The sequence below is a fragment of the Arthrobacter sp. 10T413_2 genome (genome assembly GCF_056394205.1).
This window is the reverse complement of record NZ_JBFTHK010000005.1, coordinates 44,214-70,322: the sequence shown is the minus strand read 5'-3', so window position 1 is coordinate 70,322 and position 26,109 is coordinate 44,214. Positions and strand designations below refer to the sequence as shown.

23 protein-coding genes are annotated in these 26,109 nt (G+C 69.3%); 15 read left to right on the top strand and 8 right to left on the bottom strand.

Annotated features, from left to right (window positions below; translation table 11 throughout):
• Window positions 1-152: 152 nt before the first annotated feature.
• Window positions 153-1,649, bottom strand: a complete 1,497-nt coding sequence (locus AC1DBQ_RS02045; protein WP_476926904.1) for an amino acid permease — start codon at window positions 1,647-1,649, stop codon at window positions 153-155.
• 323 nt (window positions 1,650-1,972) lie between these two features.
• On the opposite strand from AC1DBQ_RS02045, the gene AC1DBQ_RS02040 reads away from it, so the two are divergent.
• From AC1DBQ_RS02040 to AC1DBQ_RS02030, 3 genes are read left to right on the top strand one after another with little or no spacing between them, the layout of a single operon-like run.
• Window positions 1,973-2,401 (top strand): hypothetical protein, encoded by a 429-nt coding sequence (locus tag AC1DBQ_RS02040; RefSeq protein WP_476926903.1) that lies wholly within the window; start codon window positions 1,973-1,975, stop codon window positions 2,399-2,401.
• The gene (locus tag AC1DBQ_RS02035; RefSeq protein ID WP_476926902.1) at window positions 2,395-2,628 is read left to right on the top strand and encodes a helix-turn-helix transcriptional regulator; all 234 of its coding nucleotides are present in this window, start codon (window positions 2,395-2,397) and stop codon (window positions 2,626-2,628) included. The genes AC1DBQ_RS02040 and AC1DBQ_RS02035 overlap by 7 nt, the downstream gene beginning before the upstream one ends.
• Window positions 2,625-3,596: an NAD(P)-dependent alcohol dehydrogenase gene (locus AC1DBQ_RS02030; protein ID WP_476926901.1), complete on the top strand. Its 972-nt coding sequence runs from the start codon at window positions 2,625-2,627 to the stop codon at window positions 3,594-3,596. Before AC1DBQ_RS02035 ends, AC1DBQ_RS02030 begins: the two co-directional genes overlap by 4 nt.
• Before the next feature lie 24 nt (window positions 3,597-3,620).
• Here AC1DBQ_RS02030 and AC1DBQ_RS02025 read toward each other — a convergent pair whose 3' ends face one another.
• Window positions 3,621-4,061 (bottom strand): protein-tyrosine phosphatase family protein, encoded by a 441-nt coding sequence (locus tag AC1DBQ_RS02025; protein ID WP_476926900.1) that lies wholly within the window; start codon window positions 4,059-4,061, stop codon window positions 3,621-3,623.
• A gap of 193 nt (window positions 4,062-4,254) precedes the next feature.
• Between AC1DBQ_RS02025 and AC1DBQ_RS02020 the strand changes: the two genes are divergently transcribed.
• The 4 genes from AC1DBQ_RS02020 (at window position 4,255) to AC1DBQ_RS02005 (ending at window position 9,327) form a co-directional block, all read left to right on the top strand.
• Window positions 4,255-5,235, top strand: a complete 981-nt coding sequence (locus AC1DBQ_RS02020; RefSeq protein ID WP_476926899.1) for an IclR family transcriptional regulator — start codon at window positions 4,255-4,257, stop codon at window positions 5,233-5,235.
• Between the two features lie 294 nt (window positions 5,236-5,529).
• Window positions 5,530-7,227, top strand: a complete 1,698-nt coding sequence (hutU, locus tag AC1DBQ_RS02015; protein ID WP_476926898.1) for a urocanate hydratase — start codon at window positions 5,530-5,532, stop codon at window positions 7,225-7,227.
• Between the two features lie 118 nt (window positions 7,228-7,345).
• Window positions 7,346-8,938, top strand: coding sequence for a histidine ammonia-lyase (gene hutH / locus AC1DBQ_RS02010; RefSeq protein ID WP_476926897.1), 1,593 nt, complete (start codon window positions 7,346-7,348; stop codon window positions 8,936-8,938).
• A gap of 152 nt (window positions 8,939-9,090) precedes the next feature.
• Entirely contained in the window at window positions 9,091-9,327 is a 237-nt protein-coding gene (locus AC1DBQ_RS02005) for a hypothetical protein (RefSeq protein WP_476926896.1), read from the top strand.
• Between the two features lie 172 nt (window positions 9,328-9,499).
• Here AC1DBQ_RS02005 and AC1DBQ_RS02000 read toward each other — a convergent pair whose 3' ends face one another.
• Window positions 9,500-10,024, bottom strand: coding sequence for a cupin domain-containing protein (locus AC1DBQ_RS02000; RefSeq protein WP_476926895.1), 525 nt, complete (start codon window positions 10,022-10,024; stop codon window positions 9,500-9,502).
• A gap of 79 nt (window positions 10,025-10,103) precedes the next feature.
• On the opposite strand from AC1DBQ_RS02000, the gene AC1DBQ_RS01995 reads away from it, so the two are divergent.
• Window positions 10,104-10,727, top strand: a complete 624-nt coding sequence (locus AC1DBQ_RS01995) for a TetR/AcrR family transcriptional regulator (protein WP_476926894.1) — start codon at window positions 10,104-10,106, stop codon at window positions 10,725-10,727.
• A gap of 3 nt (window positions 10,728-10,730) precedes the next feature.
• Here AC1DBQ_RS01995 and hutG read toward each other — a convergent pair whose 3' ends face one another.
• Both hutG and AC1DBQ_RS01985 read right to left on the bottom strand, forming a co-directional pair.
• Entirely contained in the window at window positions 10,731-11,693 is a 963-nt protein-coding gene (hutG, locus tag AC1DBQ_RS01990) for a formimidoylglutamase (RefSeq protein WP_476926893.1), read from the bottom strand.
• Between the two features lie 254 nt (window positions 11,694-11,947).
• The gene (locus AC1DBQ_RS01985; protein WP_476926892.1) at window positions 11,948-13,390 is read right to left on the bottom strand and encodes an NCS2 family permease; all 1,443 of its coding nucleotides are present in this window, start codon (window positions 13,388-13,390) and stop codon (window positions 11,948-11,950) included.
• Between the two features lie 109 nt (window positions 13,391-13,499).
• Here AC1DBQ_RS01985 and AC1DBQ_RS01980 point away from each other — a divergent pair, with 109 nt between their 5' ends.
• The gene (locus AC1DBQ_RS01980) at window positions 13,500-14,117 is read left to right on the top strand and encodes a copper resistance CopC family protein (RefSeq protein ID WP_476926891.1); all 618 of its coding nucleotides are present in this window, start codon (window positions 13,500-13,502) and stop codon (window positions 14,115-14,117) included.
• A 71-nt stretch (window positions 14,118-14,188) separates the two neighbouring features.
• Here the strand turns inward: AC1DBQ_RS01980 and AC1DBQ_RS01975 are convergent, their stop codons facing one another.
• Entirely contained in the window at window positions 14,189-14,818 is a 630-nt protein-coding gene (locus tag AC1DBQ_RS01975; protein WP_456509090.1) for an NAD(P)/FAD-dependent oxidoreductase, read from the bottom strand.
• 481 nt (window positions 14,819-15,299) lie between these two features.
• Here AC1DBQ_RS01975 and AC1DBQ_RS01970 point away from each other — a divergent pair, with 481 nt between their 5' ends.
• The 6 genes from AC1DBQ_RS01970 (at window position 15,300) to AC1DBQ_RS01945 (ending at window position 23,238) form a co-directional block, all read left to right on the top strand.
• Window positions 15,300-16,337: a universal stress protein gene (locus AC1DBQ_RS01970; protein ID WP_476926890.1), complete on the top strand. Its 1,038-nt coding sequence runs from the start codon at window positions 15,300-15,302 to the stop codon at window positions 16,335-16,337.
• A 43-nt stretch (window positions 16,338-16,380) separates the two neighbouring features.
• Window positions 16,381-19,119 (top strand): PEP/pyruvate-binding domain-containing protein, encoded by a 2,739-nt coding sequence (locus tag AC1DBQ_RS01965; protein WP_476926889.1) that lies wholly within the window; start codon window positions 16,381-16,383, stop codon window positions 19,117-19,119.
• A gap of 64 nt (window positions 19,120-19,183) precedes the next feature.
• A complete protein-coding gene (locus AC1DBQ_RS01960) occupies window positions 19,184-20,005 on the top strand; it encodes a hypothetical protein (RefSeq protein WP_476926888.1) in 822 nt (273 codons plus the stop codon).
• 111 nt (window positions 20,006-20,116) lie between these two features.
• Window positions 20,117-21,193: a LolA family protein gene (locus AC1DBQ_RS01955; RefSeq protein WP_476926887.1), complete on the top strand. Its 1,077-nt coding sequence runs from the start codon at window positions 20,117-20,119 to the stop codon at window positions 21,191-21,193.
• A gap of 55 nt (window positions 21,194-21,248) precedes the next feature.
• Window positions 21,249-22,301: an ABC transporter ATP-binding protein gene (locus tag AC1DBQ_RS01950; protein ID WP_476926886.1), complete on the top strand. Its 1,053-nt coding sequence runs from the start codon at window positions 21,249-21,251 to the stop codon at window positions 22,299-22,301.
• 91 nt (window positions 22,302-22,392) lie between these two features.
• Window positions 22,393-23,238 (top strand): ABC transporter permease, encoded by an 846-nt coding sequence (locus AC1DBQ_RS01945; protein ID WP_476926907.1) that lies wholly within the window; start codon window positions 22,393-22,395, stop codon window positions 23,236-23,238.
• Window positions 23,239-23,341: 103 nt separating this feature from the next.
• On the opposite strand, the gene AC1DBQ_RS01940 is transcribed toward AC1DBQ_RS01945, so the two are convergent.
• Together AC1DBQ_RS01940 and AC1DBQ_RS01935 are read right to left on the bottom strand one after the other, a co-directional pair.
• Window positions 23,342-24,841, bottom strand: a complete 1,500-nt coding sequence (locus AC1DBQ_RS01940; RefSeq protein ID WP_476926885.1) for a C40 family peptidase — start codon at window positions 24,839-24,841, stop codon at window positions 23,342-23,344.
• A gap of 344 nt (window positions 24,842-25,185) precedes the next feature.
• Entirely contained in the window at window positions 25,186-26,106 is a 921-nt protein-coding gene (locus AC1DBQ_RS01935) for a cation diffusion facilitator family transporter (protein ID WP_476926884.1), read from the bottom strand.
• Window positions 26,107-26,109 lie beyond the last annotated feature (3 nt).

The window sequence follows — 26,109 nt, the reverse complement described above, 5'->3', positions numbered from 1 at the left end:
TGGTCCGGCCTTGTCCCTATCAGCGGTCAACAAGTGCCTCCGGACCCGGCGACAACACCCCCCGGATCATCAGTGACAGGGCAGGAAAGTCATACCGGGTCCAGCGACCATGTCCCCGACGGTCGGGAACCCAATAAATGTAACGGGCATGACTACCGCCCCGCAGGAACCTGCTGGAGCTGGGCCGTTTCGTCGGTGAGTTCGGCCCGGGCCCGGCCGTGGCCGCGGACCCAGAGCCGGTAGGCGAGCACCAGGAGGCCGAGCCAGACGGCGCCGACGTACAGCGCCACCCGGGTGTCCTCGAAGGCGCCCAGGATCACGATCACGAGGGCCATGAAGGCGATGGTCAGTACGGATGCGGCKGGCCACCAGGGCGACGGGAACTCCGACGCCGGCAGTCCCTTGCGGGCGATCTCGCGTTTCATGGCGACATGGGAGGCCAGGATCATGGCCCAGACCCAGACGGTCGCGAAGGTCGCGATCGAGGCGATGATCAGGAACACATCCTCCGGGATCACGGCGTTCAGGACGACCCCCACCAGCAGGATGCCCGTCATCATCACCACGGTCATCCACGGCACCCCGTGGCGGGAGACCTTGCCGAAGCTCGCCGGGGCGTGGCCCTGCCGGGCCAGGCCGAAGAGGATCCGGCCGGCGCCGAAGATGTCGCTGTTGACGGCCGAGAGCGCCGCCGTGATCACCACGGCGTTGAGAATGTGAGGCGCCGCCGGAATGCCCAGGCTGCTGAAGATCTGCACGAAGGGACTGCCGTTGCTGCCGATCTCGTCMCAGGGGAACAGGCTCATCAGCACCCCGAGGGTCAGCACGTAGAACAGCAGGACGCGCACGGGGACGGTGTTGACGGCCTTGGGGATGACCTTTTTCGGGTCGGCGGCTTCACCGGCGGTGATGCCCAGGGTTTCCACCCCGCCAAACGCGAACATCACTACCGCGAAGGAGGCCAGGAGCCCTTCGAACCCGTTCGGGAACAGGCCCCCGTGATCAACGAGGTTGCCGAGCCCGGGCGCCACGGTGGCGCCGCCGGTCTGGAAGCCGAAGACGATGATCGCGGCGCCGCCGGCGATCATGGCGATGATGGCCGCCACCTTGATCAKGGAGAACCAGAACTCCAGCTCGCCGAAGACCTTGACGCTGAGCAGGTTCAGGGCCGCCAGGAAGAAGATGATGGCCAGGACCCAGACCCAGCGTTCCACGCCGGGGAACCAGAATCCCATGTAGATGCTGAAGGCCGTGACATCCGCGATGGCGACAATTGCCATCTCGAAGACGTAGGTCCAGCCGGTCACGAACCCGGCGAGCGGGCCCAGGTAGCGGCTCGCGTACTGGCCGAAGGACCCGGACACCGGATGCCGCACCGCCATTTCACCCAGAGCGCGCATCACCATGAAGACCGCGGCGCCGCCGATCATGTACGCCAACAGGACGGCGGGGCCGGCCTTCTGGATGGCGGAGGCGGAGCCGTAGAACAGCCCCGTGCCGATCGCCGAGCCCAGCGCCATGAAGCGGATGTGGCGGACGTTCAGCCCCCTGCTGAGTACGGAATCGACGGCGGCGCCGACGGCGGTGGCGGCGCCGCCGGTGCCTGCCTCGGCAGGTGCCGGCTTGGTGGCGGTTTGGGCTTGTTGCATGCGAATACCTTCTCGTCATTGGGAGGGGGATCGCTATCCAGCAGACCATGTCCGGCAGTGCTGTGATGAGTCTCACGGGGACTTAGTGTCTTTGATTTCAGACTATGCGGCGGGCCGCGCCAGGGTTTCCCCACCTTTGCCGGGGCGCGACGGCGTGTGGCCCCGTGACGCCGGCGCGTCCCGGCGTCGTGGCGGCAAAGGTGGGGAAATTCCGCGCGGGCCACCCAAGGGAAAGTCGAAAACTCTTGACATCATGTTAGGTTTTCTTTACTTTTGCCATGTCAGGTTTGTTTTACATTCGGTTMATCGCGCGGGAGCGGCACATGTCCTTCGAAGAAAAGAGTGCCTGGATCGTGGGGGTGCTGGCGGCCGGAGCCTATGCCGTGTATCTGGCGGCAGTCCTCGGGTTGGCCCGKAGCATGCCGCTCACGGACGTGCCGTACGTGGCGGCGCTGCTCTGGACGGTCGGCAGCTCGATCGTCCTGTCGATCGTCCTCCACATTCTCATCCGTGGCCTGTCCGCCAAGGGCGCCGGCATGAAGGACCAGCGGGACAGGGAGATCTACCGCTTCGGCGAGCATATCGGCCAGTCCTTTGTGGTCATCGGGGCGGTGGYGGCGCTCATCATGGCCATGGCCGAGGTGAATCAGTTCTGGATCGCCAACGCCATCTATMTGGCCTTCGTGGCCTCGGCGATCCTGGCCTCCGTGGCGAAGATCGTGGCCTACCGGCGGGGCTTCCAGACGTGGTGAAACCGACCAGGGTCACGAAMTCCATCCGGCGCCTGCGGTTCGAAAACGGCGAACTGACCCAGGCGGAACTCGCCGAACGCGTCGGCGTGACCCGGCAGACGGTCATCGCGATCGAACAGGGCCGCTACTCGCCCTCGCTGGAGCTGGCATTCCAGATCGCCCATGTTCTCAACGTTCCGCTCGACGACGTCTTCCAGTACCCCGACTCTGAAGGAGAAGCACCATGAAAGCGATCATTCAGGACACCTACGGTTCCGTTGAGGTGCTGGAACTGCGCGACGTCGACGATCCCGTCCCCGGCGACGACGACGTGCTGATCCGGGTCCGGGCCGCCGGCGTCGACCAGRGCGTCTGGCACCTCATGGCCGGCCTGCCGTACCTGACCCGGRTTGCAGGCTACGGGCTGACGAAACCCAAGACGCGCATCCGGGGCCGGGCCGTCGCGGGCCGGGTGGAGGCCGTCGGCCGGAATGTGGTTGGCTTCAGGCCCGGCGACGAGGTGTATGGCACGTGCGAGGGATCCTTCGCCGAATACGTGTGCGCGAAGGAAAGCCGTCTTGCGCTGAAGCCGAAGAACCTCAGTTTCGAGCAGGCCGCCGCCGTTCCCATCTCCGCCGTCACGGCCCTTCAGGCGCTCCGGGACACCGGCAAGGTCCTGCCCGGGCAGGACGTCCTCGTCATCGGCGCAGCCGGCGGCGTCGGCGCGTACGCGGTGCAACTCGCCAAGGCGTTCGGGGCGGAGGTGACAGGGGTGTGCAGCACCGCGAAGACCGATCTGGTCCGGTCGATCGGCGCGGACCATGTCATCGACTACACGCACGACGACTTCGCGGACGGGGCCAGGCAGTTCGACCTCATTGTTGATACCGCCGGCAACCGCCGGCTCGCCGTCCTCCGGCGGGCCCTCAAACCCAAGGGCACGCTCGCCATCGTCGGCGGGGAAGGCGGCGGGCGGCTCACGGGCGGATTTGAACGGTCCCTCCGTGCGGCACTGCTCTCCGTATTCGTCGGCCAGCAACTCAAGGGCGTCATGTCGGCAGAGCGCGCTGAGGACCTCCGGTTCCTGACCGKACTGATCGAGGCCGGCGCAGTAACGCCGGTGGTCKGCAAGATCTATGCCCTGGCCGACGCGCCGGCCGCAATCCGGGACCTGCGCGACGGCCAGGTCCGCGGGAAGGCCGTCGTCACCGTGTGACCGTCTTTGCTTTTTGAGTGCGGCCTACGGTGCGTCCCCGCGGAAGCGGGCCACGTACAGGCGCTGCCACGGCGTTTCCACCGTCAGGCGCCGGTACTGGCGGCGGACGTAGGACACCGCCTGGCCGGGCGGGACGCCGTCGATGATGGCGATGCACGCCAGTGCGGTACCCGTCCGGCCGATGCCGCGCCAGCAGGCCACTTCAACCCGTTCGGTTGCGGCCCGGCGCCAGGCTTCCCGAAACGCATCGAGCGCGTCCGTCCGGTCCGCGGGCAGCCGCAGGTCCGGCCAGAGGAGCCATCTGGAATCCCATTCCACCGGGGGCGGCTGTTGCCCCAGCAAGTACAGGCCGAAATCCGGAAGCGGGCCGGCGGGCAGCGGATAGTGCAGACCGCGGCCGCGGATGCTCCGGCCGGAAGGAAGAACCAGGACGCCGTCCTGGGCCGGCTCCCACGTCTGCTTCATGCTCCAGATCGTAGTCCTTCGGCGGTGTAKGCGGGGCAGCGTTGCGGGGCGGTTCCGGCGGACGGCTGCATCAAACGTGGGATTGTCCGGTATTCCAGACATGGCGTACTGCTGACGGTCTKGCGAACCTGCCCCGCCGGGCGCATGCTTAAGTACGGGATACCGGACACCACCTGTTTTTCGAAGAGGATCCATGCCAGCCACCAGCCCTACCCTGAACCATCTGCCCGCTTCCGTGGCGCCCGGAAATGCCCCGGCCGCCACGGCCGGCCCCGCAAGCAGCGCCGCGGGCGGCACCGCGAGCACCCTCGGGGCCGCTCCTGAGGCCGCGCCTGTGATCGCCCCCGAGGCTCCTGGCGTGCCTGCGCCCAAGCCCGTCCGCCGGGTCGCCGCGGGAAAAGTGGCGTCGAAGGTGCCGGCGGCGGAAAACACGCTGCGCATCCTCAAGCTGCTGGCCTCCAGGCGCGGGCCGATGGCGGCGTCGAACATTGCCACCGCKTTGGGCTTGCCGCGCTCCAGCGTCTACCACCTGCTCGGCGTGATGGAGGCGAACGGGTTTGTGCTGCACCTCCACGAGGAGCAGCGCTACGGCCTGGGCATCAGCGCGTTCGAGCTCAGTTCGGCCTATTCCCGACAGGAGCCGCTGTCCCGGCTGGGCCGGCCCATGCTTGCCTCGCTCGTGGATGTGATCGGCGAAAGCGCCCACCTGGCCGTGCTGCACGGCCGCGACGTGCTCTACATCGTGGAAGAGCGGGCCAAAAACCGCCCGTMCCTCGTGACCGACGTCGGGGTCCGGCTGCCCAGCCACCTCACCGCGAGCGGCCGCGCGATTCTTGCCGCGCTGCCGAAGTCCCAGGTGCGGGCGCTGTACCCGAACGCCGCCGCGTTCACGGCCCGGCACGAAACCGAGTMGCCCATCATGAAGTACTCTGCGCTGTCCTCGCATCTGGACCAGGTCCGGCAGCGCGGCTACGCCACCGAACACGGTGAGGTGACGCCGGGCTTCGGTTCGATCGCCGCCGCCGTGACGGACCACGTCGGGTGGCCGACCGCCGCCGTCGCCGTGACCTTCCTCGAGGACAAGCTGCCCGCAGACCAGTGGCCGGCCCTGGCCGCCCGGATCCAGAAGGTCGCCGACGAACTCTCGATCCGGATCCACGGCCGCCCCGCCTGACCCGCCGCCCCAACAACCCCCGCTGCCCCAGCAACCCCCGTTGCCCTATCAGTTATGGCCGTTATCCGGCGTTTTAGGCGCCATAACTGATAGAGCAACGGGGGGAGGGGATTGCGGCAGCTGGGAACATCGGGGGCGTCTGGAATCCCGGACAGCACCCGCCCGCAGGCCCTATTTACGAGGCCGCGAACAGGCTTTAGTTGATACAGAACCTCTTTCCCTCTGATTCATTCAGCAGCACCTTTCAGCACACACCTTCAGCACAGACACCACCACGAAACAAAGGAGCCCCTCATGGCACCCGCCGATTTCACCACCGGTGCCCGCCCGGTCAAAGCAGCCCGCGGCACCGAGCTCACCGCCAAGAGCTGGCAGACGGAAGCCCCGCTGCGCATGCTCATGAACAACCTCGACCCCGAGGTCGCCGAGCGCCCCGATGACCTCGTGGTCTACGGCGGCACCGGACGCGCCGTCCGCAGCTGGGCCGCGTTCGACGCCATMACCCGCACCCTGGAGACCATGGAAAAGGACGAGACCCTCCTGGTCCAGTCTGGCAAGCCGGTCGGCGTCTTCCGCACCAACGAGTGGGCGCCGCGCGTCCTGCTGGCCAACTCCAACCTCGTCGGCGACTGGGCCACCTGGCCCGAATTCCGCCGGCTCGAGGCCGAGGGCCTGATGATGTACGGCCAGATGACCGCCGGGTCCTGGATCTACATCGGCACCCAGGGCATCCTGCAGGGCACCTTCGAGACCTTCGCGGCGATCGCCCRCAAGCTCACGGGCGACGAGAACGGCACCCTCGCCGGCACCCTGACGCTCACCGGCGGMTGCGGCGGCATGGGCGGCGCCCAGCCGCTCGCCGTCACCCTGAACGACGGCGCCTGCCTGATTGTCGACGTCGACGAGACCCGGCTGCGCCGCCGCGTCGGCAAGCGCTACCTCGACKAGGTGGAGACCGACCTCGACGCCGCCATCGCCAAGGTCCTCAAGGCCAAGGAAGAGCGCCGCGGCTGGTCCGTGGGCTACGTCGGCAACGCCGCCGCGGTCTTCCCGGAGATCCTGCGCCGCCACAACGCCGGCGAGCTCACCGTGGACATCGTCACGGACCAGACCTCCGCACACGATCCCCTGAGCTACCTGCCCGAGGGCATCACGGTCGAGGAATGGCACCGCGAGGCCGCGGCGGACCCGGAAGGTTTCACAAAGAAGGCCCAGGCTTCCATGGCCAAGCACGTCCAGGCCATGGTCGAGTTCCAGGATGCCGGCGCCGAGGTCTTCGACTACGGCAACTCCATCCGCGACGAGGCCCGCAAGGGCGGCTACAACCGCGCGTTTGAGTTCCCCGGCTTCGTCCCGGCCTACATCCGCCCGCTGTTCTGCGAGGGCCTCGGCCCGTTCCGCTGGGTTGCCCTTTCCGGTGACCCCGAGGACATCGCGGTCACGGACAAGGCCATCAAGGAGCTCTTCCCCGAGAACAAGCACCTGCACCGCTGGATCGACGCCGCCGGTGAGCGCGTCGAATTCGAAGGCCTCCCGGCCCGCATCTGCTGGCTCGGCTACGGCGAACGCGCCAAGGCCGGCCTGCTGTTCAACCAGCTCGTCAAGGAAGGCAAGGTCAAGGCGCCCATCGTGATCGGCCGCGACCACCTCGACTCCGGCTCCGTCGCGTCCCCGTACCGCGAAACCGAGGCCATGGCCGACGGCTCCGACGCGATCGCCGACTGGCCGCTGCTCAACGCGCTGCTCAACACCGCCTCCGGCGCCACCTGGGTCTCCATCCACCACGGCGGCGGCGTCGGCATCGGCCGCTCCATCCACGCCGGTCAGGTCTCCGTCGCCGACGGCACCGACCTCGCCGCGGAAAAGCTCGCGCGCCTCCTCACCAACGACCCCGGTATGGGCGTCATCCGCCACGCCGACGCCGGCTACGACCGCGCCCTCKAGGTCGCCAAGGAACGCGGCGTCCGCATCCCCATGTCAGAGTCCCGCTAACCAAACTCGCGAAAACCTCGTCGATTGCTCCGTAAACGCCGTTTTGAGCCTTGAAAAGGGCCACAACGGAGCAATCGACGAGGACGCCGGACCAACACTTAGACCTAGGTAGATTTCAATGACTCTCACAACGCACGAACCGCTCACCGTCACCCTCGGCTCCAGCGGCGTCACGCCCGAGGACGTCGTCGCCGTCGMCCGCCATGACGCCAAGGTGACCATCGCCCAGGAAGCCCTGGACACCGTCGCCAAGGTCCGCGCCCACATCGACGACCTCGCCCACAGCAAGGTCCCGGCGTACGGCATCTCCACCGGCTTCGGCGCCCTGGCCAACCGGCACATCCCCAACGAGCTGCGCACCCAGCTGCAGAAGTCGCTGATCCGCAGCCACGCCGCCGGCATGGGCCCGGCCGTGGAACGCGAAGTGGTCCGCGGCATCATGTTCCTGCGTGCCAAGACCCTCGCCTCCGGCCGCACCGGCGTCCGCCCCGTGGTCCTGCAGACCATGGTGGATGTCCTGAACGCCGGCATCACCCCGGTGGTCCGCGAATTCGGCTCGCTCGGCTGCTCCGGCGACCTMGCGCCGCTGTCCCACTGCGCCCTGGTCCTCATGGGCGAAGGCGAAGCGATGGGYCCCGATGGCGAGCTGTACGGCGCCAAGGGCGCGCGCCCCGTCGCCGAGCTCCTCGCCGCCCACGGCATTGAACCCGTCACCTTGGCCGAGAAGGAGGGCMTGGCGCTCGTCAACGGTACCGAGGGCATGCTGGGCATGCTGCTGATGGCCATCGCGGACATCCGCCAGCTGCTCACGACGGCGGACATCACCGCCGCGCTCAGCGTCGAGGCGCTGCTCGGCACGGACCAGGTGTTCCTGCCCGAGCTGCACGCCGCACTCCGGCCGCACCCGGGCCAGGCCGCCTCCGCGGACAACATGCTCCGGGTTCTGTCCGACTCGCCGATCGTGGCCTCGCACCGGATCAACGACACCAAGGTCCAGGACGCCTACTCGCTGCGCTGCGCACCCCAGGTGGCCGGCGCCGTCCGCGACACGGTTGACCACGCAGCCCTGGTCGCCTCCCGCGAGCTGGCCGCCGCGATCGACAAYCCGGTGGTCCTGCCCGACKGCCGCGTTAGCTCCAACGGCAATTTCCATGGCGCCCCGGTGGCCTACGTGCTGGACTTCCTGGCTATCGCCGTCGCGGACCTGAGCTCCATTGCCGAGCGCCGGACCGACCGGATGCTGGACCCGGCACGCTCGCACGGGCTGCCGGCCTTCCTGGCCTCGGATCCCGGCGTCGATTCGGGMCTCATGATCGCCCAGTACACCCAGGCCGGCCTGGTGTCGGACAACAAGCGGCTGGCCGTCCCGGCGTCGGTGGACTCGATCCCGAGCTCGGCGATGCAGGAGGACCACGTCTCCATGGGGTGGCACGCGGCTCGCAAGCTCCGCCGCGCCGTCGAGAACCTGCGCCGCGTCCTGGCGATCGAACTCGTGACCTCGGCCCGGGCGCTGGACATCCGCACCCAGGTCTCCGGCGGCGAACTGACGCCGGGCCCCGCGGGCACCGCCGTGATCGCCGCGCTGCGCGACGTCGTCGACGGTCCCGGCACCGACAGGTTCCTGTCGCCGGAGCTCGAAGCGGCGGACGCCCTGGTGGCGTCGGGCGCGGTCCGGGCGGCGGCCGAATCGGCTGTCGGAAATCTCGCCTGAGAAGAAACAAAGTGCACTGCAGTTGAACAATTCCCGGCGCCCCCGAAATCTATGGCGACACGGCCAGCGGGGGCCCGGAAACTGTAGTACAAATGGAAAGTCCACACCAACGAAGTTGTGGCAAAGAACACATACAAAGGGGTAGAAGTTCAATGAAAGCACGCGGCACGGTACTGTCCAGACGCCTTGCATCCGCAGCCACGGTTTCCGACTGGAGCGGCCTCCGGGTCGGCGAACGGGTCGAAATCGTCAAGCACGCACAGGTCATTGCAGCCGGTGAGGTTGAAGAAGTCTCACTGAGCSGCAACGTCCTCTGGCTGGTCCCCGCCGGGCCGTCCGAGACGCAGCTCTTCCTGCAGTCCGACGGCGTCCAGGTGCGCCGCGTCTAACACGCACGAGAAAGTCCCCGCCCTTCCCCGGCTCCGCACTGCGCGGCCCGGGAGGGGACGGGGACTTTCTGCGTTCCGGGTGGCGTTCCGGGAGGGGCGTTCGACGGCCCCGGCACGGCCGGGACCGGACGCTGTCAGGCCCGGCTGCGGCCGGCTCTGCCCCCGGCCGTGGCTAGCGCGCCGCAAATGGCGGCGGTCCCAACAGCACGATGCCGCCGTTCCTGCGGGCCGACTCCTGTACCCTGCTGAAGTCCACGGGGCCCGCAGGGGCTGAACCGTCGGCCKAACCATCGGCAGAGTCGTCGGGGGAGAGCGGCGTGCTCGCATCCCAGTATAAGGCCTCGCAGCAGCCGGGCGTGTGCAGGCAGAGCATCCGTGCGGAGTCGGACACCACCATGAATGCGTGGGGAACTCCCCGCGGCGCCACGGCGAGGCCGCCGGCGCCGATCCGGTGCTCCTCGCCGTCGACGTGCATGAGGATCTCGCCCGCGAGGATGAACATCGTCTCATCCGAATCGGGGTGGCTGTGCAGCGGTGTCATCTTGCCGCCGGCCATCTGGTCCTCGAAGAGCAGGAACGCCCCGCCGGTCTCCCCGGCCCTGGCTTTCCAGGTGTGAACTCCTCCGCCGAAGAACCAGCGGCGCTCGCCCTGTCCTTTTGTCCGGATGATGGTTGTCTGGCTGCTGACCGCTTCCATGGGATCGCCTCTTCGGGATCGCTTCTGAGGAATTTATGGGACTCATGTCCCATAACAAGACTGGGGTACCATGAATGCCATGTCAACCCCCTACAAGGACGCAGGCCGGACGGGCCAGAAGCGCCGCACGTTCGAGGCTCTGGTAGCGGCCGCCCGCGAGGCGGTGGCGGCGGGGGAAGCGCCGACAGTTGATGGCACCGCCGCAGCAGCAGGCGTCGCCCGGAGCACGGCCTACCGGTACTTTCCAAGCCAGCGCGAGCTCCTCGCCGCGGCCCACCCGGAAACGGTCCGGCAGTCCCTGCTGCCGGCGGACGCCCCCGAGGATCCCGCGGAGCGGCTGGACGCCGTGGTGCTGGAGTTCACCAGGCTGATCGTCAACACGGAGGCGCAGCAGCGCACCATGCTCAGGCTGTCCCTGGAACGCGACCCGGCGGAGCCGGCGCAGGCTCTGCCGCTGCGGCAAGGCCGGGCGATCGCCTGGATCGAGGAAGCGCTCGTTCCGCTCCAAGAGACGTTGTCAGGTCCCGGGATCCGGGCGCTGGCCCTGGCCGTGCGCAGCGCGATCGGCATTGAGGCCCTCGTCTGGCTGACGGACATCGGCGGGCTCTCACGGGAGCAGGCCATGGCGTCGATGCGCTGGTCCGCGCAGGCACTCCTCCGGCAGGCCCTCGCGTCCGGGCCCCCGCCGGCGGCTGTCGGCTGATGCCTACCCCAGCAGAGTGTTGACCAGCCGGGCGGCCACCTTCGCGGTGCGGGCGTCGATATCAAACTCCGGGTTCAGCTCGGCGACATCCAGGTGGAGGAGCTTCCCGCTCGCCGCGACCTGCCGGCACACGGCACTGATCACCGGAAGCGGCACCCCATAAGCGGCCGGGGCGCTCACCCCGGGGGCCACCGAGGCCGGCAGCACGTCCAGATCTATCGTGAGGTACAGCGCGTCCACCTGCGCCAGGAACGCCGCCACAAACGCCTGGGCAGCCTCCGCCGAGCAGTCCTCGTCCAGCAGGTGGTCCACGCCGAGTTCCGCGGCGGTCCGGAACAGTGCCCGGGTGTTGTTCGGCTCGGAAATGCCGACGACGGCGTAGCGCAGTTCGCGGCCGGCGGCGGCCTCTGCGCGGGCCATCTGCAGGAACGGGGTCCCGGAACTGGGCACGGCCTCGTCACGGAGGTCGAAGTGGGCATCGAGGTTCAGCACGCCCACTCTCAGGCCCCCGCGCACGGCAGACGATCCGGCGACACCGAGGTAACTGGCGAACGCGGTTTCGTGGCCACCGCCCAGAACGACCGGAAGCTGCCCGGCATCGATGAGCCGGGAGATGGCCAGCCCGGCGCGTGCCTGCCCGGCCTCGAGGGACTCATCGCGCACGGTGACGTCGCCGGCGTCGAGCACGTCCCGGTCGAGGTGGAAGGCGAGCGGACCCAGGGCGGCCCTGATGGCGGCGKGAGCGGCCGCKGCGCCGGTGCGGCCCTTGTTGCGGCGCACGCCCTCATCGCTGCCGAAGCCGAGGATGACGGCAGGCCGGGTCCGGGAGGAGGCCGTGGCCGGGTTTGCGGGCGGGGTGTAGGGGGCCACGGCCTGCCACCAGCGCCGGTGCTCGGCGCCGTCGCCATCGAACCGTCCGGTCCAGGGCTGCGGCGGGACATCAACAGTGAGCGCAGAAGAATCCATGGTTCTAGCTCACCTCAKCCGSCACCCGAACACCAGCCGCTGCGCGCCGGGACTGTCCGGAATCCCGGAAACCCCCGCCGGGCGCGGGCCAAACGGTGGCAGCCAAACAGCAGCGCCGAGGGGGCCCACGCCCGCAGGGTTCCCTGACCGAGCTTGCGAGGTGAGGGCGCGGGTGGGGAGGCGTTTCGCGGCAATGTTTTCGAAAAACACTGCCTCGAAATGCCAACTCGGCGCATGGAAAAGGCGGGAGGACCCTAGTGGATKCCGAGGGCCGCCTCGATCGGGCCGATCGCGAAGAACAGCGTGAACGCGGCAGCCACAACCCACATGAGYGGGTGCACCTCGCGGGCCCGGCCCTGGAACAGGCGGATCAGCACGAAGGTGATGAAGCCCGCGCCCAGGCCGTTGGCGATCGAGTAGGTGAACGGCATGAGGGTGAAGGTCAGGAACGCCGGGATCGCGATGCCCAAGTCCTGCCAGTCGATCTTGCCAACCTGCGAGACCATCATGAAGCCGACGATCACGAGGGCCGGGGCCACKGCCTCGAATGGCACGAGGTTGATCAGCGGGGTGAAGAACATGGCCACGAGGAACAGCAGGCCCGTGACGATGGATGCCAGGCCGGTGCGGGCGCCTTCKCCGATGCCGGCGCCGGATTCGACGTAGATCTGGTTCGAGGAGACGGAAGCGCCGCCGCCGATKATCGCGCCGAGGGCGTCCACCTGCAGCACACGGTCAACGTTGGGGATATTGCCGTCCTTGTCGATCGTGCCGGCCTCGGTGGCCAGGCCCACCATGGTGCCCATGGCATCGAAGAAGATGCTGAGCAGGATCACGAAGGCCAGCAGGGTGGCGGCGACGAAGCCGAGGTGCTCAAAGGCGCCGAACGGGTTAGCCTTGCCGATCAGGGACAGGTCCGGGGCGGCCCACTCGGAGAACTTGGGCGCCACGAGGGACCAGCCCTGCGGGTTGTGGGTCTTGCCGTCGAAGCTGGGACCAATGTGCAGGGTGGATTCCAGGATCACGGACAGGATGGTCGAGGCGACGATGCCGATCAGGATGGCGCCCTTGACCTTGCGGACCACCAGGGCGATGGTCAGGATCAGGCCGAAGACGAACACGAAGGTGGGCCAGCCCAGTAGCTTGCCGTCGAAGCCCAGGCCGACCGGAACTGTGGTGCCGGCGACATCCGGGATGCGGCGCACGAAGCCCGCGTTGACGAGGCCGATCAGGGCGATGAAGAGGCCGATGCCGACCACGATCGCGGTCTTGAGCCCGTCGGGGACGGCCTTGAACACGGCCGTCCGGAAGCCGGTGAGGACCAGGATCAGCATGGTGATGCCGGAGAGCATGACCAGGCCCATCATGTCCGGCCAGGACAGCCCGGGGTTGGTGGCCACCGTGACGGCGACGAACGCGTTGACGCCGAGTCCGGTTGCCAGGGCAAAGGGATGCTTGGCCCACGCGCCCATGAGGATCGTGAGGATGCCCGCCACGAAGGCGGTGGTTGYGGCGACCGCTGGGAAGCCGAGCGTCGTGCCTGTCGAGTCGGGCCCGGAGAGGATCAGCGGGTTTAGCACCACGATGTAGCTCATGGCGAAGAACGTGGCGAACCCTCCGCGGATCTCGCGCGAGAAGTTCGACCCCCGCTCGGAAATCTTGAAATACCGGTCGAGTGCAGAGCCCTGCTTGAGCATTAGTCCTCCGGGAGTGATGGGTGTTGCCTAAATCCTATTGGGAGCCCCGCGGCCAACCCTTTGTTTTCGCCTAGTCTGTAAGGAAGACAACACTAGGAGTAGCCTGCCCATGCGCCCTGTCCGACACCTTTTGAGTGCCCTGCTGGGCGCCGTCGTCTTTGCGGCCGTCCTGCTGGGAGCCGTCGGCCCGGCGTCGGCGCACGATACCGCGGAGTCCACGAGCCCGGCCTCCGGAGCCACCGTGGCCACCCCTCCGGACAAGGTCTCCGTCACGTTCAACCACAATCCGCTGGCCCTGGGCTCGGAGATCCTGGTCAACGACGCCACGGGCGCCAACTGGGCGGACGGTTCCGTGGAGATCGTGGACAACGTCGCTTCACAGAAACTAAAGTCCGGCGCCCCTGCAGGGCTCTACACCGTACGGTGGCGGGTGGCCAGCTMCGACGGCCACCCGATCGAGGGCAGCTTCACGTTCACCGCCACCGCCGCCGCATCGGGCACGACGGCGGCTTCCGCAGTCCCAACGATGGGCACCGCCCAGCCGGGCGCAACGCAGGCGCCGGCCCCGGTGCCGGATGCATCGCAGCCGTTTCCCTGGAGCGTCATGGGCTTCGTCGCGGTGGGGGTCGGCATCCTGGTGGCCCTSGGCCTGATGGCCAAACGCCGCCTCACCCCGGACGCGGACAGCGAAACCGCCGACGACTCAGGCAGCGACGCCGACAGCTGAACCAAAAGCAACGCGGGATCAGTTATGACCCATCCGGCGCCCTCTGATAGGCCATAACTGGCCCCGCGCTGCTAAGCGGGAGCCGCCAGGGCGAAGCCGCCCGGCAGGAGCGTGGGGAGGCCATCCGGGTAGACCTTGGCGGAGATCGCTTGCCCCACCACCTTGGCCTGGCGCAGGACCTCCTTGGGCGTGGGGGTAATGAGCTCGCCGACCCCCACGAGGTACATCCCGAGGGCATGCATCGCCGTCATGAGGTTCTGTCCGGCCGCCATGCCGAGTTGCGAGAGCATGCGGCGCAGCTGGCTGTGGGCGCAGCGGGTCAGGACGAGGTGGTCGGCCAGGAGGACACCGCCGGGGGTCTGGACGGCCCACTGCTCGGTGGGGGCCCCGTCGGCCCCGGCCTCAAGGTGGTCCAGCTGCAGGGCCCGGATGTTGTTCCGCACATCGAGCTTGTGGCTTGCCGCGTAATTGCGCAGGTGCCGCAGGATTTCGTTGCGCTCCTTCAGGCTCGCGGCATCCGCCGCGTCGCAGCGCTGGAGCGAGGAGGTGTTGGCCGGATGGCCGGACCCCAGAAGGTCCAGGCCGTCCACAATGATGGACGCGACGCCGCGGCGCTGGAGCTCGCTGGCCACAGCCAGCCCGGAGAGACCCGTCCCGATGACTACGGCCGTAGTCCGCTCAATCCCGCCGTACAAAGGCATGCTCGACACTGCAGGGTTCCTCCTCGAAATGGTGCCAGTCGCGGGGTGAAACCCCGGACGCTGACCGAAACCTGGTTCCGGCCGCAGCAACCCCCGTAGCTGCGTTCTGTAATGCCGGTCTCGGTTCAGCAACGCCTCGAAGGATACCCAAGATTCGCGCCGATGGATAGGGGAGGTAGGACATTGGCCGAAGTCCCGGATTTTCGCGGATTCCGGGCCGGCCGTCGCGGGGATCCGGCCCCGAATGCCCKGGAAACCGGGCCGGGAAACAGCGTGTTAACTCTGCGTAAATCCTTCGGCCGAGGGCCGCCGGACCCGTCCGGACCGCCGTCTTGTGTGTTCGAAATTAAGGGGGAATAGTGAGGAAAATCAGGGGTTCCTGGGCGCAGATTCGGGGCCGCCTCGCCGGTGAACGCCGGGCGCCGGTACTTCTGGCAGAATAGCCGCAACATCAGGCAAGAATCGCGAGGAGGCGGACCCTATGGGCCGTGAACAGGTGCATCCGGACCCGGCAGGGGAGACCGGCGGCGAGCAGGCGCCTCCGCGTGGCATCGTGGTGGGCGTGGACGGCTCGGACCACAGCCATTGTGCCCTCGTGTGGGCAGCCCGCGAGGCCGAGCGCCGTCGTCGCCCGCTGCACATCGTCACCGCCTATTCGGTTCCGATCTTTGCCGCGTCCGGGCTCGACGGCGGCTACGCCACCGTGGACGACTCCGTGATCCGCGAAGGCGCCGAAGCCATCCTCAAGCACGCCCTGGACAAGGTGGCCGGCTACAACATCGACGTCGACGCGTCCGTGGAGAACGGCGACGCGTCCGGCGTACTGCTGGACATCAGCGAAACCGCGGAACTTCTGGTGTTCGGAACCCGCGGCCGCGGCGGCTTTGTTGGCCGGCTGCTCGGCTCCGTCAGCAGCGCGCTGCCCGCCCACGCGAAGTGCCCTACCGTCACCGTGCCGCTGATCTGCGCGGACMGCCTGGGTGAAATCACCGACGACAAGCACGTCCTGGCCGAACGKGCGAAGTCGGGCCACCAGCCTGTCGAGAACGTCGTGGTGGCCGGCGTCGACGGCTCCGACCAGGCCCGCATCGCGGTGCTGGAGGCTGCCGCACAGGCCGAACGGCTCTCCGCCCGGMTGCGGCTGGTGTGCRCCGTGCCGCAGTACACCGGCTCACTGGCCTGGGTGCCCACCCCGATGGACCGTGATGCCTTATTCGCGGACATCAAGGTCCAGCTCGACGCCGGCGTGGCCTGGGTGCGGAGCCACTTCCCCGGCCTGGAGGTCGAGACCCAGCTCGTGGACGGTTCTCCCGTTGACATTCTCGTGGACGCCAGCCGGCACGTGGAACTMGTGGTGCTCGGCACCCGCGGCCGCGGCGGCTTCGCCGGAATGCTACTGGGCTCCACAACTGACGGCGTCCTCCACCACGCCAAGGGACCGGTCATGGTGGTGCCGGACCGCGACGACCCCCGGCTGGCGGACAGGGCCAGCTTMGGCCCGATGCTCGGCGACTCCTAACCGCCTGAGGCTACGGGCTCGACGCCGGAAGGACGGTCCGCACATGGAGCACCCCCGGAGGCCGGACCCGTCCGAAGACGCGGTCCTGGCCCAGGACGCGCCGGTCCTGGCCTTGGAACGTCTTGGCCAGGACATGCTGGCCGAGGCCGGCGGCAAGGCGGCCAACCTKGGCGAGCTGGCCCGGGCAGGCCTGCCCGTTCCCCCCGGCTTCTGCCTGACGACCCGGGCCTATCTGGACGCTACGGCCTCCCCGGCCCTGGCGGACGTGCACCATGCCATCGCCGCAACCGCCCCCGGTGACCTGGCCGGACTGGCCTTGCTCGCCGCAAAGGCCCGGGCGCTGGTGCTCGACGCCGCCGTCCCGGCCGGCATCGATGCCGCCGTGCGGGCCGCCTATGCGGCGCTGGGCGACGATACGGCGGTCGCGGTGCGGTCCTCCGCGACCGCCGAGGACCTGCCCTTTGCCAGTTTCGCCGGCCAGCAGGACACGTTCCTGAATGTGGTCGGCGCGGATGCGGTGCTGTCCGCCGTCCGGCAGTGCTGGGCCTCGCTGTGGACCGACCGCGCGGTGACGTACCGCGCGGTGCAGGGAATCGGACCGTCCGCTGTGTCCCTCGCGGTGGTGGTCCAGCGCATGGTGGACGCGGCCGTGGCGGGGGTGCTCTTCACAGCCAACCCGGTCACCGGGCGACGGCACGAGGCCGTCATCGACKCCAGCCCGGGACTGGGGGAGGCCGTGGTGTCCGGGGCCGTCAACCCGGACCACTTCGTGATCGACTGTGGCACGGGAACGATCCTGGAGCGGCKGATCGGGGACAAAGGACTGCTCATCCGGCCCCTCCCCGGCGGCGGAACCGAGCGGGTGGCCCAGCCGGGGGCCGGGTCCGGGCCAAGCCTGAACGATGCCCAGCTGGCTGCGCTGGAACTTCTGGGCCGCCGTGCCGAGGTGCATTTCGGCTCGCCGCAGGACCTCGAGTGGGCCATCGGCCGGGACGGTGCCGTGTGGCTGACGCAGTCCAGGCCCATCACGACGCTCTATCCGATGCCGGACAAGCCGCCGACCGGGCCGGGGCCGCGCATCTATCTGTGCTTCAGCCTGGCCCAGGGCCTGACCCGGCCGCTGACGCCGATGGGCCTCGCCGGCATCCGGCTGATTGCATCCTCCGTGGCGGAGGCGGCGCACGTCCCGGTGCCGGTGCCCCGGGACGGGCCCTCGCCGTACGCGGAGGCCGGGCAACGCATTTTCTTCGATCTCACTCCCGTGGTCCGGAGCAAGGCCGGGCGCGCGTTCGTCCCCCGGGTCTTCGACATCATGGAGGCGCGGTCAGCGGTTGTGTTGCGCCAGCTMTTCGCCGATCCCAGGTTCTCCGTCGTCACCAGCTCGCCGTGGCGGCTCCTGCGCCGCRTCGCCCCGGTGGCGGCGCGGGCGAGAGTCCCGGAGACCCTGGTCCGCGGCCTGTTCCGGCCGGAGGACGCGCTGCGCCGGGCCGACCGTGTGGGCGAACAGCTCAGGGCTGCMCTCACAGTGCCCGCCGCCGCCACGGCCKCGCAGCGACTGGACCACGTTGAGCGGATCCTCGGCCGAAACGTCTTTCCGGTGGTTCCCGCCCTCATGCCGCTGCCCGCGCTGGGGTTCGCGCTGCTGGCCGCGGCCGGGAAACTCGCGGGAAGCCCGGGGAACGGGGCACTGCAGGACGTCCTGCGGGGCCTGCCCAACAATGTGACCACCGAAATGGACCTCGACCTCTGGGCGCTGGCTGCCGCCATCCGGACGGACCCCGCAGCGGCGGCGGTGTTCGGCCGGGCCGCACTGCCCGAGCTGGCGCGGCGCTACCGGACAGGGGAGCTTCCCGGCGTCGTGCAGTCCGGGCTCTCCGGCTTCCTGAGCCGGTACGGCCACCGGGCCGTGGCGGAAATCGACCTCGGCATGCCCCGCTGGTCTGACGACCCGACCCACATCCTCGGCGTCCTGGCCAACTATCTGCGCGTGGATGACCCGGCCCTCGCCCCGGACCGGCAATTCGAGAAGGCGGCGCGGGAGGCGGACGCGCAGGTGGAGCGGCTTGTGGCTGCGGCGAAGCAGCGCAGCCGCCTGCGCGGAACGCTTGTCCGGGCCGCGCTGAGACGGACCCGGATGTTCGCCGGGTTGCGTGAACTGCCCAAGTACCACCTCGTGGAGGCGCTCGGCGCTGTCCGGCAACAACTCGCGGCGGTGGGGGCCGAACTCGCCGCAGCAGGGGTCATCGACGCGGCGGACGATATCTTCTTCCTCGACCTGGGCGAGGCGCACGCGGGCCTGGGCGGCGCCGCGCTGCGCGGGATCGTGCAGCAGCGCCGGGAGGCGTACGTGGCCGAATTGGGCCGGCGGCACATTCCGCGCGTGCTGCTGTCCGATGGCACCGAGCCCGAAGCCGTGCAGTCCGACGCCGGTGGCCGGGGTACCGGGGACGCGGACCGATCGGCGGGGGTGCTCTCCGGGACGCCTGCCTCGGCCGGGACCGTCAGCGCCCGGGCCCGCGTGATCTTGGACCCGCAGGGCGCGCATCTGGAACCGGGCGAGATCCTCGTGGCGCCGTCCACGGATCCCGGCTGGACGCCGCTGTTCCTGACGGCCGGCGGCCTCGTGATGGAAATGGGCGGCCCCAACTCCCACGGCGCCGTCGTCGCGCGGGAATACGGCATCCCCGCGGTGGTGGGCGTCCCCGACGCGACATCGCKGATCGCCACGGGCGACGACATCACGGTCGACGGCGCCGCCGGCACCGTGACGTCGTCACCATGACGCTGGCACCGTGATACCGGCACCGTGACGCCGTCACAGTAGCGCTGCTCGCTACAGTGGGGCCATGAGCGAAGCACACGGTTCGGAGGGCCAGCATCCCGGGGCAAGCGGGATGCCCGGCACGGGCGCCCCGGTAGCCGAGACCGCACCGCCCGAAACCTCTGCGCCCGAAGCCCCTGCGCCCGAAACCCCCGGGCCGGAGGCGCGCGCCCCGGAAGCTTCCGGCCGGCTCCGGTCCCTGGACCGCGATGCATGGCTGCCGGCGTGGCTCGTGGAGCATCCGCTGACGGCCGGATGGGCGTGGGCCGGGTTCTGGGCGGCGCTGATCGTGGCCGACGAGTTCCTGGACCTGGCCGGCTGGTCCTGGTATGTGCTGGTGGGCATGGCCGCGCTGCCGACCCTGCTGGCCAGCATCGCCTTGCTGCACGCGACCCCGCGCCGGTACCTGAAGCCGCGCCGGGACTCCGTGCTCGGCCACTTCTTTGTCCGCTTCCTCGCCCTGATTGCCGCGTTCCTCGTGTGGGGCGTGTCCGTGGTCATGAGCGCCTCGATCTCAACGACCCTTCAGTCGCTCGTCGGCGCATCCGAACGCGAGATCACAGCGGTGGGCTTCAACCTCCTGCTGGCCGCGATCCCGCTGGTGGTCTCGGTACTGTGGCTGGCCTTCATCATCCGCTGTGCCTGGTTCCTGCGGCGGCTCCGCGGCTGGAAACAAGCTCCGGGATCCGGCACCGTGCCCAAGAAGTTCCTGCGCGACAGGCCGCGGCTGAAGCGGGTGGTGGTGGGCCTCGCCCATCCCGGGTTGCTGCTCGTGGCCGGCCTTGGCACCTCGGTGCTCGCGTTCCTGCTCGGCGCCGTCGAGCTGACCATCAACGTGCTGAAGTAGGACACCGCGCGGCCGTGGCCAGGCGTACTGTTGATGTATGAGCTGCACTGCTGGAGCACGCGTTCTTCAGACGCGGAATTGTGAATCACTTCTTTTTGGGGCGGGGTCACGATGACCCGCAAGTGGCTGCGGTGGCTGCCCGCCGTGGCCGTTCCCGCCGTCATCGCCGCCGGTGCGCTGGCCGGATCCCTGCCCGCCAGCGCCGGGGATCCGCTGCCGCCCAAGACGCCCGAACAGGTGCTGCAGCTGATCGCCCAGCACAGCGAGCCCGCGCTCTCCGGAACCCTGGAACAGTCCTCGGAGCTGGGCCTTCCCGAACTCCCCAAGACCGGTCCCGGCGCGGATTCTTCAAGCACCGCCTGGCTCGAACTGCTGACCGGGCCGCACACCGCGCGCGTCTATCGCGACGGCCCGGACCACGCCCGCATTCAGGTGATGGACCAGCTGGCCGAACGGAACGCCGTCCGCAACGGCAACGACGTGTGGTTCTACAACTCCAAGGACAACACGGCCTCCCACGTCCAGCTCCCGGCCGACGCCGGCAACGCCCACAACAGCGGCAAGGACGCCACGGCCACCCCGGACCAGCTCGCCGCAATGTTCTTGGCCAAGATCGACCCCAGCACTGACGTCACGGTGGGCGCCGATGTCCAGGTGGCAGGCCGGCCCGCGTACAACCTGGTGCTCACGCCGAAGTCCGACGCGACCCTGGTCTCGTCCATCGCAGTTGCCGTGGACGGCCAGACCGGCCTGCCGCTGGGCGTTGAGGTCAAAGCCCGCGGACAGTCGGATCCCGCCTTCCGCGTCGCCTACACGAGCCTGACTCTTGCGGCCCCCGACGCGTCCGTCTTCGCGTTCAGCCCGCCGCCGGGCGCCACGGTCAAGGAGATCCCGGTCCCGGAGCACAAGCACGGCACTGACTCCGAAAAGGCGACGCCCCCGGCCAAGGACAGCGCACGCAAACCGGCCGTCACCGGGTCCGGCTGGGACGCGGTGGTTGAGTTCCCGGCGGGAACGCAGAAGCCGACGTCGGACGCGGCGGCACCGCTCCAACAGCTCACCGCCCCGGTCCAGGGCGGCCGGCTCCTGTCCACCGCGCTGGTGAACGTCCTGATGCTCGACGACGGGCGGATCTTTGCCGGCTCGGTGCCTGTGGAGCGGCTCCAGGCCGCTGCCGCGCAGAAGTGAACCGCGCAGAAGTGAATACCGGCCCGGTTTCCGGGGACCTGCCGGTGACGGCCGCGTGAGCGCCGCCGGGCCGGCGGCCGAGCTGCGCACCGAGCTGAGCATTGAGACCAGGGGCCTGACCAAGCGGTTCGGCCATCAACTGGCAGTCGACGATGTCGATCTCGCCGTGCCGAAAGGCGCCGTCTTCGGCTTCCTGGGCCCCAACGGCTCGGGGAAGACCACCACCATCAGGCTCCTGCTGGGCCTGGCCTCGGCCACCGGCGGCTCCATGCGCGTCCTGGGCGAGGAGATGCCCGGGAAACTMAATGACGTGCTGCCCCGGGTCGGAGCCCTGGTCGAGGGGCCGGCCTTCTACMCCTTCCTCTCCGGCGCCGCCAACCTGCACCGCATGGACGCCGCAGATCCCTACGGCCCGGCCGCCACGCGACGGGCCCGGGTCCAGTCGGCCCTGGACCGGGTGGGCCTGACGCACGCCGCGGACAAGAAGGTCCGCGCCTATTCACTGGGCATGAAGCAGCGGCTGGGGATCGCCAACGCCCTGCTGACGCCGCGGGACCTTCTGGTGCTGGACGAACCCACCAACGGACTGGATCCCCAGGGCACCCGGGAAGTACGCAGCCTGGTGCGTTCGCTCGCGGCCGACGGCGCCACGGTGTTCGTCTCCAGCCACCTGCTCGCCGAAGTGGAACAGATCTGCACACATGCGGCCATCATGAGCGCGGGACGCCTAGTGGCGCAGGGAACCMTGTCGGAGCTGCGCCGGGCGGGCCAGGCGCGGATCCGCGTGCTGACGCCGGACCCCGGCACCGCGACCCACGTGCTGGCCGGGCTGGGACTGACCGCCACGGTGAGTCCCGACGGCGCCGCTTCCGCGGGGCCCGACGCGGTCCTTTTCGCGCCGCTGCCTGCACCGGCGGCAGCGCCGGCCCCGGCGCCACGGGAGGCGGCAGGGGCCGTGGACGCGGGGCCACAAGCTGTGGAACCCGAAGCCGTGGTGGCCGCCCTCGTGGCAGCGGGGGTCCGGGTCCGCGGCTTCGCGACCGAACAGGTCAGCCTGGAGGACCGCTTCGTGGCGTTGACGGGGGAGGGGTTCGACGTTGTCCAGTAACGGCTCATCCGCGGGCGGCCCGTCGGGGGCCCCATCAGKCAGCCCGGCCGGCAGCCCCAGCGGAGCGGCCGGCGACGCCGCCACCGACGTTATGGCGGCGGGCCTGCCGGGCCGACGCCGGTCCCTGGCCGGCGGCCTGCTGGCCTCTGAACTCGGCCTGTTGTTCCGCCGCCGCAGGACGTGGGCCATGCTGTGCGCGCTGGCGGCCATCCCCATCCTGATCGCCGTGGCAGTGCGGGTCTCCTCGGCCGTGCCGGCCGGCCGCGGGCCCGCCTTCCTGGACAGGATCACCCAGAACGGCCTGTTCGTAGGCGTCACGGCGATGGTGGTCTCCGTTMCGCTGTTCCTGCCGCTGACTGTCGGCGTGGTGGCCGGAGACACGATCGCCGGCGAGGCCGGGCAGGGAACCCTCAGGTATCTGCTGGTGGCTCCGGCCGGGCGGGTCCGCCTGTTACTCATCAAATATGCCGGCGCGGCACTGTTCGTGGTCGTTGCCCCGCTCGTCGTGGCATTGGTCGGAGCAGGCATCGGTGCGGCGCTCTTCCCCGTGGGACCCGTGACCCTGCTCTCCGGCGACACGATCAATACCGGCGAGGCCATGGTCCGGCTGCTGCTGATCGCCGCCTATCTGGCGGTTTCGCTGCTGGGCTTGTCCGCGATCGGATTGTTCATCTCCACCCTGACGGACGTTCCCGTCGGGGCCATGGCGGCTACCGTGGTGCTCTCCGTCGTTGCGCAGGTCCTGGACGCGCTGCCGCAACTTGAATGGTTGCATCCCTGGTTGTTCAGCCACTACTGGCTGGACTTTGGCGATCTCCTCCGCCAGCCGGTCTCCTGGGACTCCTTCGCCGCCAACGCCGTCCTGCAGGCCGGCTACGTCGCCGTCTTCGGTGCGCTGGCCTACGGCCGGTTCATCACCAAGGACGTGCTTTCCTAGCTCCGGGACCCGGCCCTCGCGTCGCAAAACCCGGCGCCCAGGGGCGTGGTCCCACGAGCGGGACCAACCGAAGGGGCCCGCTAGCGGGCCCTGGTAGCGGCTCTCAGTAGCGGGCCGCGTAACCGTAGAGCTGCATCCCGGACATGGCGGCCACATCGGTGACGGTGATGCCGGCGTCGGGATTGAGGGCCTGGACCACGCGGCCGCCGCCGAGGTAGATGGCCACATGATAGAACCCCGGAGGTGAACCCCAGACGAGCAAGTCGCCGGGACGGGCCTGGGAGAGCGGGACGTGGACGGGGGCCTGCGCGAACTGCTGGGAGGCCGTGCGCGGCAGGTATTTGCCGGCCGCGGCGAATGCATTCTGCACCAGACCCGAGCAGTCAAACCCATAGGCCCCGGTGCCGCCGTACTGGTAGAAGTACGGCGATCCGGTCTTGCCAAGCGCCACCGAAATGGCCGTCTGGTTTGACCCGCCGGCAATCGGCGCGGGAACCGGGACCGGTGCCGGGCCGGGCACAGGAACCGGAACGGGTACCGGTGCCGGTGCCTGAACGGGCTCAGGAGCAGGAGCAGGAGCAGGAGCAGGCGCAGGAGCGGGAGCAGGCGCGGGCTCCGGGGCGGCAGCGGGCGGCACCTCGACCGGGGCGGGGGCCGGCGCGGCCGGCTGCGGGGCGGCTGAACCGCCTCCTCCCGGTGATGCCGGGGCCGGCTGGGAACCTGAAGCAGGCTGGGAGCCCGTGCCCGTGCCCGGCTGCGGGGCGGAGCCGGCAGCGGCGGTCAGGGCCGCCAGCCGTTCCTGCTGGCGCTGCCGGTCGAGGGCGTMCACCCGGGCCGACTCCATCGCCGCGGTGGTGTTCCTAAGGCTTGCCAGCTGGTCCACCAGGGCGGACCGCTGGGCTTTGGCATCTGCCACGGCCTGGCGCTGGGCAGCCGTCGCGCGGTCGGCGTCGGTCTTGCGGGCTTCCGCCGTCGTGGCCGCCTCGTCGGCGGCACGGTTGGCATCTGCCGCGGCCTCCGTCAACGACTGCGCGGCGGCGGCCGCGGTTTCCGCGGACTGGAAGGCCCGGGCGCGTCCGGCCGTCACGGCTTCCAGGGTGGCAGCATCTTCGAGCGCCTGCCCGGTGCCACTGACAAAGCTGCTAAGGGCCGGATTCAGGCCGCCGTTGCGGTACAAATCGCCGGCCAGCTGGCMGACCTGCTTGCGGGTCTTGGCCTGCTCGGCCTCGGCGGCGGCAGCCCTGGCTGCTGCGACGGTTGCCGCGTCACGCCGCGTGGCGAGCTCCACGAGGGCCTCGCCGTAGGCGTTGTTCGCCTGCAGGGATGCGCCGAGGCTGGCTTCCTGGGCGGCCGAGGCATCGGCCAGGAGCCCGTCGATCCTKGTGACCTCCGCCGCCGTCGCGCTTTCACTGGACTTGGCGGCGGCAATTTCTTCCGGCGAGGGGATCTCCGGCGACGCCGGAACCCGGCCGGCAGCAGGCAGGGCTCCACGCCCCTGCGCAAGAGTCAGTGCAGAGGCCTGCGCCGGGAGCGCGAGCGTTCCCAGGAGGACGACGGCGGTGCACAGCACRGCCGTCTTGCGACCGGATCCGGTCCAGCTCATGGGCAAACCTCGCTGAAGTCTCAGGCTGGAATGAGCGAGGTTGGATTTGGCACGTGAAGAAGCCCCTCTGCGGATCACCCAGCAGGCATGAGGCTACGTGCCAAAGACCACTTTGGCAACACGAGTCACACCAACAACATAAACAACAGTGGTGTCATTTAGCCACGTTTGCTCGGGGTGTGTCCGGCCGGAGTGCAGGTCATCGGMGGAGCATCAGCCGGGCCGGGCCGGGGCAGCGCAGCGAGGAACACAAGCAGCAAGCGGCGTCCGGAGCAGCAGTCGGAGGAGCAGCCGGAACGCCAGCGGCGACGGCGGTCTGCCCCGGCTTAACGCGCGCCCGTCGCTCAGGCGTGCTGGTGTGCTTCGTGCTCCGAATGGGTGGCGGGTTCCAGTTGGAAGGTGCAGTGTTCCGTGTCAAAGTGGGAGCCCAGGCAGGCGGCGAGCTTGTCCAGGACCCGGTCGGCGCCGCGGGCCCCGAGCGCGGCGTCCTCCACCACCACGTGCGCGGAGAACACGGGGACGCCCGAGGTGATGGTCCAGATGTGGATGTCGTGGACGGAGACCACGCCGTCCACCGCGAGGATGTGCTCGCGGATCATCTGGACGTCCACGCCCTTGGGGGTGGCCTCAAGGAGCACATCCACGACGTCGCGCAGCAGGTGCCAGGCCCGCGGCAGGATCATGAGGGCAATGAGGATCGAGGCAATGGTGTCTGCCGCCTGGAATCCGGTGATCATGATKACCAGCGCCGCCGCGATGACGGCAAAGGATCCCAGCAGATCGCCCAGGACTTCCAAGTAGGCGCCGCGGACGTTGAGGCTTTCCTTCTGGGCGCCGCGCAGGATCAGCAGAGAGACCAGGTTGGCGACGGCGCCGAGGACCGCAGCGGACAGCATGACGTCCGTGTGGACCTCCGGGGCCGAGCCGAGCCGGCGGATCGCCTCGGTGAAGATCACCACCGAGATGACGATCAGGACGAGGGCGTTTGCCAGCGCGGCCAAGACCTCGGCGCGCTGGTATCCGTAGGTGCGCAGGTCGCTGGCGGGCCGGGTGGCGATCCATGCGGCCAGCAGGGCGATGAAGACGCCGGCGGCGTCGGAGAGCATGTGCCCGGCGTCGGCGAGCAGCGCCAGGGAACCCGAKATGACGGCGCCAATGGTTTGCACKAGCACCACAGCGAGCGTGATGGCCAGGACGGCGATCAGGCGCTTCCGATGTTTCCCGGTGGCGGTGACGCMGTGCGAGTGGCTGTGGTCGTGTCCCATGCC